Annotated in this window: 12 protein-coding genes; 10 read left to right on the top strand and 2 right to left on the bottom strand. The window is 64.9% G+C overall.

The genetic code is table 11. The features are described 5' to 3' along the window. Positions 1–8: 8 nt before the first annotated feature. The 9 genes from PMI42_RS31660 to PMI42_RS31700 all read left to right on the top strand — a co-directional run bounded on the left by PMI42_RS31660 (position 9) and on the right by PMI42_RS31700 (position 8,263). Positions 9–1,163, top strand: a complete 1,155-nt coding sequence (locus tag PMI42_RS31660) for an ABC transporter substrate-binding protein (protein WP_008142532.1) — start codon at positions 9–11, stop codon at positions 1,161–1,163. Between the two features lie 233 nt (positions 1,164–1,396). Further along, positions 1,397–1,894 (top strand): (2Fe-2S)-binding protein, encoded by a 498-nt coding sequence (locus tag PMI42_RS31665; protein ID WP_008142534.1) that lies wholly within the window; start codon positions 1,397–1,399, stop codon positions 1,892–1,894. Continuing rightward, positions 1,891–4,155 (top strand): xanthine dehydrogenase family protein molybdopterin-binding subunit, encoded by a 2,265-nt coding sequence (locus PMI42_RS31670; protein WP_008142535.1) that lies wholly within the window; start codon positions 1,891–1,893, stop codon positions 4,153–4,155. Before PMI42_RS31665 ends, PMI42_RS31670 begins: the two co-directional genes overlap by 4 nt. Before the next feature lie 12 nt (positions 4,156–4,167). Next, positions 4,168–4,743: a hypothetical protein gene (locus PMI42_RS31675; RefSeq protein WP_008142536.1), complete on the top strand. Its 576-nt coding sequence runs from the start codon at positions 4,168–4,170 to the stop codon at positions 4,741–4,743. A gap of 98 nt (positions 4,744–4,841) precedes the next feature. After that, the gene (locus tag PMI42_RS31680) at positions 4,842–5,426 is read left to right on the top strand and encodes a HutD/Ves family protein (protein ID WP_008142537.1); all 585 of its coding nucleotides are present in this window, start codon (positions 4,842–4,844) and stop codon (positions 5,424–5,426) included. Between the two features lie 109 nt (positions 5,427–5,535). Beyond that, positions 5,536–6,729 carry an adenylate/guanylate cyclase domain-containing protein gene (locus tag PMI42_RS31685; RefSeq protein WP_008142538.1) on the top strand — a complete coding sequence of 398 codons (1,194 nt, stop codon included), beginning with the start codon at positions 5,536–5,538 and terminating at the stop codon, positions 6,727–6,729. A gap of 440 nt (positions 6,730–7,169) precedes the next feature. After that, positions 7,170–7,451: a hypothetical protein gene (locus tag PMI42_RS31690; RefSeq protein ID WP_008142540.1), complete on the top strand. Its 282-nt coding sequence runs from the start codon at positions 7,170–7,172 to the stop codon at positions 7,449–7,451. A gap of 192 nt (positions 7,452–7,643) precedes the next feature. Beyond that, positions 7,644–7,904 (top strand): DUF3551 domain-containing protein, encoded by a 261-nt coding sequence (locus PMI42_RS31695; protein ID WP_008142542.1) that lies wholly within the window; start codon positions 7,644–7,646, stop codon positions 7,902–7,904. Between the two features lie 86 nt (positions 7,905–7,990). Then, positions 7,991–8,263 carry a hypothetical protein gene (locus PMI42_RS31700; protein WP_008142543.1) on the top strand — a complete coding sequence of 91 codons (273 nt, stop codon included), beginning with the start codon at positions 7,991–7,993 and terminating at the stop codon, positions 8,261–8,263. Positions 8,264–8,286: 23 nt separating this feature from the next. Here PMI42_RS31700 and PMI42_RS31705 read toward each other — a convergent pair whose 3' ends face one another. Then, complete coding sequence (locus tag PMI42_RS31705; RefSeq protein ID WP_008142546.1) at positions 8,287–8,790, bottom strand: hypothetical protein; 504 nt, start codon at positions 8,788–8,790, stop codon at positions 8,287–8,289. A 238-nt stretch (positions 8,791–9,028) separates the two neighbouring features. Here PMI42_RS31705 and PMI42_RS31710 point away from each other — a divergent pair, with 238 nt between their 5' ends. Then, positions 9,029–9,826, top strand: a complete 798-nt coding sequence (locus tag PMI42_RS31710) for an adenylate/guanylate cyclase domain-containing protein (RefSeq protein ID WP_008142548.1) — start codon at positions 9,029–9,031, stop codon at positions 9,824–9,826. Here the strand turns inward: PMI42_RS31710 and PMI42_RS31715 are convergent. Further along, on the bottom strand, positions 9,780–11,984 hold a 2,205-nt coding region (locus PMI42_RS31715; protein ID WP_008142550.1), incomplete at its 5' end, for a tetratricopeptide repeat protein. The two genes, PMI42_RS31710 and PMI42_RS31715, sit on opposite strands and share 47 nt — an antisense overlap.

An 11,984-nucleotide genomic window follows, 5' to 3' on the forward strand; every position in this document is an offset into this window, starting at 1 on the left:
AGAACGTCATGAGGCACTTTACAGGGCCGGTCGGCATCGCGATTGCCGCATCGCTGTGGGCGAGCGTCGCGCAGGCGCAGACCACGGTCTATATCCCCGACGTGATCGAGCTCTCCGGACCCGGCGCGGTGTCCGGCACCAACTGGCGCGACGGCGTCGCGCTCGCCGTCGACGAGATCAACAATGCCGGCGGCATTCTGGGCCGCAAGATCCAGACCGAGCATCTGGACACCCAGAGCAATCCCGGCATCTCGCGCGCACAGGTGCAGAAGGTGTTGGACAAGGATCCCTATGTCGTGCTCGGGCCGATCTATTCCGGCTCGGTCAAGGTCAACATGGCGCTGACGCAACAAGCCGAGATCCCGCAGATCGTCGGCGCCGAGGCCGCCGACATCACCACGCAGGGCAATCCCTTCGTGTTCCGCACCGCCTTCGGCCAGCAGTTTTCGATGCCGAAGATCGCCAACTATCTGCACGACAAGCTCAAGGTGAAGACGGTCGCGGTGGTGTGGGTCAACAACGATTTCGGCAAGGGCGGCCGCGACAATTTCGTCAAGGAGATGAAGGCGCGCAATATCGAGATCGCAGCTGACATCTCCACCGAGCAGGGCCAGGTCGATTTCGGCTCGGACGTCATCAAGCTCAAGAGCGCCAGGGCCGACGCGATCTTTGTCTACACCAACGAGGAGGAGAGCGCGCGCTTCCTGATCGAGGCGAAGCGGCAGGGTATCGCAACGCCGCTGTTCGGCGAGACCACGCTGCTGAGCCAGAAGGTGGTCGAGCTCGCCGGCCCCGCCGCCAACGGCGTGCGCGGCCATGTCGGCTTGTCCGCCGATGCGCCGGTGCCGGCGATCGAGGCGTTCACCAACAAGTTCAGCGCGCGCTTCAAATACCGGCCCGACCACAACGGCATCAAGGGCTATACCGCGGTCTATCTCGTCAAATACGTCACCGAAAAAATCGGCAAGTTCGACAGCAAGGCCTTCGGCGCGGCGATGAAGGGCCTGACGCTGACGCCCGACAAGGCGCCCGGCATGCTGATGGAAGCCAGCTGGGACCAGAACGGTGACATCGACCGCGCCAGCTTCCTCGCCGAGATCATCGACGGCAAGCAGAAGATCGTCGAGACGCTGCCGAAGCTGAAGGCCGGCAAGGGCGAGTAAGGCACCTGTGGCCGTGCAGCCCGGATGGAGCGCAAGCGAAATCCGGGTCCGCGTCCTCAGGGCGACGGCGCGACCGTGACCGCAGCGTGAATTCAGCGCGAAAGACCCTGGACTGCGCCTTGCCTTGGCGGCTTTCCCGCGCGACAATGGCGGCATATTGAAGCCTTAAGTTGAGACAGCGCCGGCTGCCCGGCGATCGATTTCGTCAGAACCATTTGTTTTCCGGAGCCGTCATGCGCGTGATCTGGGTCGACGGAGAGCCGCACAAAGTGGATGTCGAAGGCGACATGCCCCTGTTGTGGGTGCTGCGCGACGAAGTAGGCGCCACCGGTCCGAAATATGGTTGCGGCATCGCGATGTGCGGAGCCTGCACGGTGTATGTCGACGATCGGCCCGTGCGGTCGTGCTCGCTTCGGATCGGTGATGTCGCCGAGGGCGCCAAAGTGACTACGATCCGGGGGCTCGGAACGCCGCAGGCGCTGCATGCGGTGCAGGCGGCGTGGATCGAGCATCAGGTGGCGCAGTGCGGCTATTGTCAGCCCGGGCAGATCATGGCCGCGGCGGCGCTGCTGCACGACAAGGTGGCGGGAAAGCCGCCGCTGTCCGACGCGGATCTCGACGATCATATCAACCACGCGATGTCGGCCAATCTCTGCCGTTGTGGCACCTACATGCGCATCCGCGCCGCCATCAAGAGCGCAGCCGCGAAACTGCAAGGACAAAGGCCGTGAGCCGCGCCGGTACGATCACGCGGCGCCTCGCGCTGCTCGGAGCGGCCGGCGTGGCCGGCGGTCTCGTCTTCGGCTTCTACTATACCGAGCCGTTCCGCGTGAACCGGCGCCTCGGCAGCGGCCTGCAGAAGGGCCAGCACATGCTGACGCCCTATGTGCGGATCGACCGTGACGGCGTCACCATCATCACGCCGCGCGCCGATCTCGGCCAGGGCGCGTACTCCATCCAGGCCGCACTCGTCGCCGAAGAGCTGGACATTGCCTGGAACGACATCAAGGTCGATCCGGGCGCGCCCAGCTCGGTCTATTACAACGCCCGGGTCATCAGGGAGGGCCTGCCGGTTGCCGCCACCAATGGCCGGCTCGATTCGATCGCAGAAATCATCAGCGACGGTGTCGGCAGGTTTTTGGGACTTCAGTTGACCGGCGGCTCGTCGACGGTGGCCGATTCCTGCAACAAGCTTCGCCTCGCCGGCGCCGCCGCGCGCGAGGTGCTGCTGCGTGCGGCCGAGACGCAGACGGGCATTGCCAGGGACAAGCTGGTGACACGCGACGGTGCGGTGATCGTCCCGGGCGGACGCGCGCTCAGCTATGCCTCGCTTGCCGAGATCGCGGCGACGATCGCGGTGCCGACTGACGTCAAGCTCCGCGACGAGAGGGACTGGCGCTATCTCGGCAAGCCGATGCAGCGGATCGACATGGTCGCCAAGTGCACGGGCACGGCCACGTTCGGCATCGACATCCGGCTGCCCGGCATGGTCTACGCCACGGTCTGCGCCAATCCGAATCTCGGCGGCGCGCTGCGGAGCTATGACGATTCCCTGGCCGCGAAGGCGCGGGGCGTCCTCAAGATCGTCCCGGTCAAGGGCGGCGTCGGCGTCATCGCCGACAATACCTGGCGCGCCTTCCAGGCCGCGAAGCTCATCAAATTCGAGTGGGGCAAGGCGCCCTATCCCGCGAGCAGCGCAGCGATGTTCAGGAAGGTGAAGGCCTCCTTCGTCCCGAAACGCCGCGACAGTCGCTGCAAGAACGAAGGTGACGTCGATGCCGCGCTCGCCGGCGCAAAGGTGATCAAGGCCGAATACCGCGTGCCTTACCTTGCCCATGCGCCGCTCGAGCCGATGAACGCCGTGGTCCAGCTCAAGGACGGCCGCCTCGATATCTGGACGGGAACGCAGATTCCGGCGTTCCTGGTCAAGACGGCGCGGGAGATGACCGGGCTTGCCGCCGACGACGTCCATGTTCACGCACAGCTGTGCGGCGGAAGTTTCGGTCGCCGCCTGGAGGACGACTATGTGCGTCAGGGCATCGAGCTCGCAATGGCGTATCAGGGCCATCCGATCAAGATGACGTGGACGCGCGAGGAGGACATGACGCACGACTTCCCGCGTCCGCTCGCGGTCGCCCGCATGCGCGGAGCTGCGAAGGATCGCCAGGTCGATGCCTACGATCTCGCCATCGCGTCTCCTTCCGTGGTCGCCTCGCAGTTCGGTCGCTTGAGCCTGTCCATACCGGGACCCGACATGGCGATCGTCGCCGGGGCCTGGGATCAGCCGTTCAGGATTCCGCACTACCGCGTCACGGGCTATCGCGTGCCGGAACTCGTGCCGGTCAGTTCCTGGCGATCGGTCGGCGCGTCCGGCAACGCCTTCATGCACGAGTGCTTCCTCGACGAGCTGATCCATGCCGCCGGTGCCGATCCGCTCCAGGAGCGGCGCAGGCTCTGCTCGCACGGGCCGTCCAGCGAGGTGCTCAAGGCCATCGGGGAGATGTCGGACTGGGGCCGCGACCTCGGGCCCAACCGCGGACGGGGTCTTGCGTTCACACTGTCTTTCGGCGTGCCCGTCGCCGAAGTGGTCGAGGTCACCGCCACGCCGGATGGCGAGCGGAGGATCATCACGATCGATCGTGTCTGCGTCGCGGCCGAGGTCGGCAAGGTGCTGGACCCCGACAATCTGAAAAACCAGGTCGAAGGCGCTGTGATCTGGGCGCTCGGGCACGCGATGAATGCCGAGCTCACCTTTGCCGACGGCAAGGCCGTTCAGACCAACTATCATCAGTATGAGGGCATGCGGCTGCATCAGGCGCCGCGGATCGAGGTCAAGGCGCTCGAGACCACCGGGCTCGCGCACATCCGCGGCATCGGCGAGCCCGCCGTTCCGCCGGCCGCGCCCGCGCTCGCCAACGCCATCTTCGCCGCGACCGGGATCCGGGCGCGCCGACTGCCGCTGATCAGCCATGACAAGATCAGGTTCGTCTGAGAGGAGGGGCCAATGATCCGCTACGCGCTCGCCATCCTGCTGGTCGCGGGTCCCGCGCAGGTGCTGGCCCAGGATTCCACGCCCGGCCTCGAGCTTTGGGGCAAGATCCACGAGGTCTTCTCGCACCCGCGCTGCGCCAATTGTCACGTCGGAACCGATCGCGTGCCGATGTGGTCCGGACCGGAATACGGAGCCGCGCCGCGGCCGCATGGCATGAACATCAGTGGCAAGGGCGCCGACGACGGCGCCAACTATCTCGTCTGCACGACCTGTCACTCGAAGCAAAACTCCGCTACGCCGCACGGTCCGCCCGGGGCTACGAGTAAGGGCGTCGCGGAGTGGAAGCTCGCGCCGGTCGAGATGCAGTGGTTCGGCAAATCGAGTGCCGAGATCTGCAAGCAGTTCAAGGCCAAAGAGAGCAATGGCAATCGCGAGATCGCCGCGCTCGCTCATCACGTCACGACGGAGCCTCTGGTTCTCTGGGCATGGACGGTCGAGTCGGAACGAAAGCCGCCTTATTCGGCGAAAGAGCTCGGCAAAATCGTTGAGGATTGGGGCATGGCCGGTGCGCCCTGTCCGACGAAGTAGAGAAATTTGCGCTCATCGAACCCGTTGGCAAAACAGGCCCATCTCGCGCATGATGCGCGGATGATATCGGCCACATGCCTCCCGGACAGCTCCACGACATGAAAACCACGCTGCTCAGATCCGAAGACTACACCCGCTCGCCCTGGAAGAATGGCGGCGGCATTTTCACAGATATCGCGGATGCCCATCGTCCGGGCAGCCCGGTGAAGAATTGGGACAGTCTGCTCTGGCGCTTCGCCTCCACGCCGATCGTGGAACCCGGCCCGTTCTCCCACATGCCGGGTATCGACCGCTTGCAAATGGTCATCGCCGGGCGCGGCCTGGTGCTGAAATCGCCCACGCAGGAATTCGATGAGCGTGAACCTTTTACGACCGTGCGCTTCACCGGCGAGATGGAGATCGTGACCGAGCTCGAGGCCGGTCCCGTCGAGGTCGTGAATTTGATGGCCCGGCGCGGTGCGGCGGAAATCGAGCTCGTGGCGCTGAGAGAGCCCGGCGAGCTTCCATTGTCCGCCGGCACGCATCTCGTCTACGCGGTTTCCGGTGATTGCGGCATTCGTCTCAATAGCGAGGCGTTTGTCATCTCCGGCGGCAACACGCTGAAGGTCGAGCTGACCGAAGCGTCGAGGCTTGCGCTGATCTCGGGGTGCGTGGTGCTGGGCTCGATCCGGGTCGCCGGCTAGATCACGACGGCCGTGCCTTTGCGTACAATCCGTGCAACTGGCCAGGTTGGCACGGGCCGGCCGGCGCACTATATCCGCGTCGATGCAGACCGCCGCACAGGGACAGGATATGAACGCGCCAGACGAAAGGCCACCCGCCACGCTGTCCGACGGCGTCGTCCACTGGCTGACCAACGGCACGCGCGACGAGCGCTTCATCGACAACATCTTTGCGCAGATGTGCATCCGCCTCCAGCAGGCGGGCATTCCGCTCAAGCGGTCGACGCTCCACGTCCTGATCCAGCATCCGCAATGGCTGGGGGCCCGCTTCATGTGGTCGGACGGCATGCGCGAGGCGGAGATCTCGCGGGTCGATTTCGACGTGCGGGAGCGTTCCGAGTATATCGGCAGTCCCGCCAACGAAATGCAGGACGGCGCGAGCGAGGTGCGCGAGAATCTCGAGCGGGATCCGGCGCTCGGCCGCAGGCACGCCCTCTATGACGAGATGCGGGCGAACGGCCTGACCGACTATGTCGCCTGGCCGCTCTACCACACGCTCGGCAAGCGCCATCTCGTCACCTTTGCGACCGACCGGCCCGGCGGCTTCGACGAGGCGCATATCGCAGCGCTGAAGAACCTGCTGCCGGTGCTGGCGCTGGTCAGCGAAATCCGCATCAAGAATCGCCTGGCGCGAACCCTGCTGGAAACCTATGTCGGCTCCCACGCCGGCGAGCTGATTTTGGCCGGGGCGACCCGGCGCGGCACCGGCACCACGGTGCGCGCCGCGATCATGATCTGCGATCTGCGCGACTTCACGAAGATCTCCGACAACTGGCCGCGCGACGACGTCATCGATCTCCTCAACGACTATTTCGACGCGATGTCGGAGCCGATCGCGCGGCACGGCGGCGAGATCCTGAAATTCATCGGCGACGGCCTGCTCGCGATCTTCCCGCTTCATGAGCCCAATGCCTGCGCCAATCTCCTGCAGGCCGTGACCGAGGCGAGGGGGGCCATGGCCGCGCTGAACGAGCGCAACAACGGGACGGGTCGCGCGCCGCTGAATTACGGCATCGGCGTCCATGTCGGCGACGTCATGTACGGCAATATCGGTTCGACCACCCGGCTCGATTTCACCGTGATCGGCCCCGCCGTCAACATGGCCTCGCGTCTTGAAGCTCTCACCAAGCAGGTCGGACGGCCGGTGCTGCTGTCGCGCGATTTCGCCGAGCTGGTGCAGCCGGAGTTCGAGCTGGAGCGGGTGGGCCGATATGAAGTGCGCGGCTTCAGCGATCCGATCGAGCTGTTCGCGTTTCAGGGCTGAGCGTGTAATTCGCCGGACTTAATGAAAGCCGGCGAAGAACCGGATCGCAAGATACGCCCCGGCGACGACAGCCGCAGTGGCGCCGATCGCGAAGACGACCCTCAGGCTTTCATCCATCGATGATTGGTTCCTCAAGACGGCTCCGACTCCGCAGGGGGGCTAAGAGCCGGAGCCGCCAAAGTGCCGGTGTTGTGGGACCCGGCGTGCACCAATGGCCGACCGGCGCAGCAGTTCCTATCCGCCGTGTGGACAACGGCCCATGCGATTGGAGCCGTCGGCGGCTTGAATTCCTGTCATGCGGCTGAAACGTTCGGGCTACGGCGTGCCGCGTCGGAAGTTTCGGATTCTCGAGGAGAATGTTTGGCCGGCTCCGTGGGCTCGTTAGGAACGAGGCCACTTTGCGCGACGTTGTCCTCGCACACATGAACCAGGAGTTTTCCATGAAGAAGATCATTATTGCGTCCGCCGCTCTCGCCCTGATGTGCGGCTCCGCATTCGCCCAGAACTCGACCGGCCCCGCGCCGCAATCCGACAATATGCAGAAGCCCGGTATGCACAACGCCGACAAGGGCTCGATGACCAAGGGCACCACCGGCATGAGCAACGGGACGAACAATGACATGACCAAGGGCGGCATGCAGCCCGACGCATCCGGCCAGGGCGGTTCCGGCCCGGGTAGCGACCAGGGTGGCACCCGCGCTTCGCCAGGCAACATGAAGTAAACCGTCCAGACGAAGACAGCATAAGGGCTCCGCGAATCGCGGGGCCCTTATTTGAGCGCGATGTCGGCGGCACCTTTCGCCCGCGCAACATGACGGCGATTTAATCGCCCGGTTTGAACTCCTTCGCCCGCTCGAACGTATCTTCCAGGAACGGTGTCGCAGAACGCGGCATCACCGAATTGGAGCCATCTCATGCATCGTCATTTATCCATCGCAGTTCTTGCCGCGGTTTCCGCCCTGGCAGTCGCCGGAACATATTCCGCTGCTTCGGCCACGGAGCGTGTGCAGGACAGTTATTGCCTGCAAGGCCGTCAATCCGGCTACCCCGGCAATTGCGAATTCTCGAGCTACCAGCAGTGCATGGCCACCGCGAGCGGCACCAATGAGGGTTGCGGCATCAATCCGATGAGGGCCTACGCGCCGCAGCGGCGCGCGATGCACTTCAGCCGATAGGCGCGGCAACCGAAAAAAGGACGCCGGCAACGGCGTCCTTTGTCGATGTGGCCGAAACGCCGAGCCATCGGAGAAGCAACGGCGCAATGCCCCAGTTCCTGCGATGGTTCTTTCGAAACCGCAAAACCGGTGAGATCACGATCGCCCAGGCGCCCAACCTGGTTCTCTGGGTCGTCATTGCGGCCGGTGTTCTGCGCTGGCTATGGCCTTCGCCAGGCATGCCCGCCATGGCTTTGGATATCGTGTTCAGGGGTGGCCTCGTCGTCTGGGCGCTCGACGAGATCGTTCGCGGCGTGAATCCATGGCGGCGTTGTCTTGGGGGAGCCGTCTTGATCTATGTGCTGGCGACCGTTCTGTGATCAATCGCCGGCAATGCGCCGTTCTACTGCTTGGCTCCGGTCCAGGTCCCGACGCAGCCGTCGGATCGCTGGAATGTGCCGGAGCCGCTGCGGCCCGAGAATCGGCCGGACATGGTCCAGCTCAGGCCCCCGGCGGCTCCCGTTCCGGATGTTGCGCCATTCGGACTGACCTGAGCAGTGCCGTATTGCCCGATCATCTTGCCGCTGGTGATGACCACCGTGTCGGTGGAGCCGGCGCAGGTCTTGCCGACGCTCGTCAAAACCCATGCGCCATCATAATTGCCACCTCCACCGCTCCTTTGCGGCGCGCGGCCCGGCGCGTCGGCCTCGGGCCTGCTGCGCCGCGCCGGTTTCGAAGGCTCGGCTGCCCGCGGCGCCTCGCGCGAGCCGGACAACGACTTTTCGTCATTGCCGATGCTGCCGCCTGCGCTTCCGGATTGCGCCCGCGCCGTATCGGGCAAGGCGACGATCGCGAGCGCGGCTGACAGCAGCGCGGCTTCGGGGCGATATCGAAATCGGTTCTGCATACTGCATGTGTCTCAATTGCATTGTCTGAAAAAATTGCATTGTCTGAAAAACGAACGGTCTACCGGGACGCGGGCCGCGCCTGCAATGCGGCCAGATTTGCCGGTCTCGTCCCACGCGTCAAGCGCTGCGTCGTCCGCACTTCGGCCTTGCTCGTGGCGGATCGTATTGCCAACGCGAGCGTGTACCACTACGCTTTACGCTCGCCAGCTCAAACGGTCTCACGATTGCCGCGCGGTCATGCCGAAATTTCTTCGTATCGGTGTCCACCAGTCGAACGTGTCAGGGTACACGTCGAAGGCGTGGTGCGTCAGGCGCGCCGGCTCGACGATTTTCCTGAAATGGGGTGCCGTCGAGGTCCAGGGCGCGGGTAGCGGGCGAAAGGTCTATTGGACGCGTTTGCCGCAGGAGAAGACGATCCGCTGCCGCACGGCGGAGCGGGCCCAGGATTATGCAAAGGCCGCGATCGCGCGGCGCCGCAGCCATCGCTATGAGCCGCTGAGCGGGCCGATTGCGAACCGGCCCCGATCGGCCGGCGGAAGCGCGGACAGCAAACAGGCTGTCGCCACCATCCTGATCGTCGACATCGTCGGGTCGACCGCAAAGGCCGCCAAGCTCGGCGATGCGCGCTGGACGAAGATCATCGGCCATTATTACGCCGCCGTCCGCAAGGAGCTGAAGAGTTCGCGCGGCAAGGAAATCGTGACGACGGGTGACGGCGTGCTGGCGACGTTCAGGGTGCCGGCGGCCGGGATCAATTGCGCGACTGCGATCCAGAAGGCGGTGCGCACCCTCGGCCTCGACATCAGGGTGGGCCTGCACGCCGGCGAGTATTCGATGAGCGGCGGCGAGATGGTCGGTCTCGCCCTCCACATCGGCACCCGCGTCGCCGCCAAGGCGCGCGCCGGCGAGGTTCTGGTGTCGAGCGCGGTGAAGGAGCTGATGACGTCGCCGTCAACGATCAGCTTCAGGGATCACGGCGTCCATCAGCTCAAGGGCGTGCCGGAGCGCTGGCGGCTGTACCGGGTGGAGGCGTGAGGCGACGTGCAAGTGCGGGGATCGCCTCGTCATCCGCATTGTCGCGGCTGCGCCACGCGGAGACCGCGCGCTCCAGCTCGCGGCGAACGCCATCCACGACGCTGGCCCAGTCGCCCGGCGCTGGTTGCCGGAACAGCCGCATCGACCGATACCACGGGCTGTCGTCGCGGTTGAGCAGCCAGCGCCAGTCCGGGCTGAAAGGCACCATCGTCCAGACCGGAACGCCCAGCGCGCCGGCGAGGTGAACGACGCTGGTGTCGACCGAGATCACCAGGTCGAGGCAGCAGACCAGCGCCGCCGTGTCGCTGAAATCCGTAAGCCGTTCCGTCAGGTCGACGATGTCGGGACGTTCGCCGAGGAAGGCGCGATCCTGATCCCGGACGCCTTTTTGCAGGCTGACGAATTGGACGTCGCAATCCAGCACAGGGGCAAGCGCGCGCAGGGCCATCGATCGGTTGTGATCGTTCTTATGCTCCGGTTGTCCCGACCAGACGAGACCGACGCGGAAGCGATTGCGCCGGCCAAGCCGGTCCTCGAGCCGGCCTTCCCAGGCGTTCACGCGCGCCGCCGGAGGCGCGGGAAGATACGACTTCGCGAACGGGATCGTACCGAGCCGTGTCGCGAACACGGCGGGCAGGGCTCCAAGCGGACAGTGCAGGTCGAACGCCAGCGACGTTGCGGACGGGCGGCTGATGCAATTTGCGACGCCGGGCACCCCGGCCAGCAGCCGCTGGATCGGAGGCTGGACCTCCAGGATCACGCGCGCTCCGAGCGCGGCCACCATGGGCACATAGCGCGCGAACTGGATCGCATCGCCCAATCCCTCGTCGGCGTGAAGCAATATGGTCTTGCCTTCGATCGGCTGGTCACCGCGCCAGAGGGGTTGGGAAAAGCCGCGATCGAGCAAGCCGACGGGAAGCTTCCAGCGCTCTTCGCGCCCAGGCCAGCCTCGCTCGAAGTCTCCGGTCAGCAGCTGAAGCGTGGCCAGATTATAGGTCGTCGGCGCGTGCTGCGGGTCGACCGCCAGGGATCTGCGAAAGGTCGCGAAGGCTTCATCCAGCAATTGCAGCTTCAGCAACGCCAATGCCTTGTTGTTGAGGACTGCGGTGAAATCCGGTCGAAGTTCAAGCGCCCGATCGAATTGCGCCAATGCCTGCTCCATCCGGCCAAGTCTCGAATACAGCAAACCGAGGTTGTTGTGGGTTTCCGGCAGGCGGGGGTCGAGCGCAATGGACCTGGTGTAGTCGGCCTCCGCCTCCTCGAACCGGTTCGCCTCCTGGAGGCAAACGCCGCGCATTTGATAGAGAACCGCGGAGTTCGGGTTCAGTTTCTCGGCCGCGTTGAAGCGTTCCAGCGCCTCCGCGTACCGGCCGAGATTGAACAGCTGTTCGCCGCTTCTGTTCACGGCATCCAGGATTTTCGGATCGAGCTTCGGCACCCGCTGCACGCGCAGCTCCGCCTCTTCCGTGCGCTTGAGTTGCTGGAGCAGGCTGCCGAGCGAATTCGCGCGGCCCGCATCCTGTGGCTTGGAGGGCAGGGCCTTGCTCTGATGCAGCCGTGCTCCCGGCTGCCGCGTGGAAACCAGGTCCTCCAGCTCGCGGCGAACGTTGTCCACGACGCTGACCCAGTCGCCTCGCGTCACTTGCCTGAACAGCCTCATGGATTGATACCAAGGGCTGTCGTCGCGGTTGAGCATCCAGCGCCAGTCCGGGTTGAACGGCACCATCGTCCAGACCGGAACGCCCAGCGCGCCGGTCAGGTGAACGACGCTGGTGTCGACCGAGATCACCAGATCGAGGCAGGACAACAGCGCCGCCGTATCGGTGAAATCCTTGAGCTGGTCCGTCAGGTCGATGATATCAGGACGTTCGCCGAGGTAGGCCCGGTCCTGGTCCCGGATGCCCTTTTGCAGGCTGACGAACTGAACGTCGGTCTCCAGCAGGGGCGCGAGCGTGCGCAGGGTCATCGATCGGTTGCTGTCGTTCTTGTGATCCGGATTTCCCGACCAGACGAGACCAACGCGGAGGCGATTGCGGGGGCCGGTCAGGCCTTCAAGCCGGTCTTCCCACGCCTTCACACGCTCGGCCGGGGGCGCGGGAAGGTAACGATCCGCGAACGGGATCGTGTCGAGCCGCGTCCTGAACGCCAGCGGCAGGCT

It is taken from the genome of Bradyrhizobium sp. YR681, assembly GCF_000282615.1.
Lineage (GTDB): Bacteria > Pseudomonadota > Alphaproteobacteria > Rhizobiales > Xanthobacteraceae > Bradyrhizobium.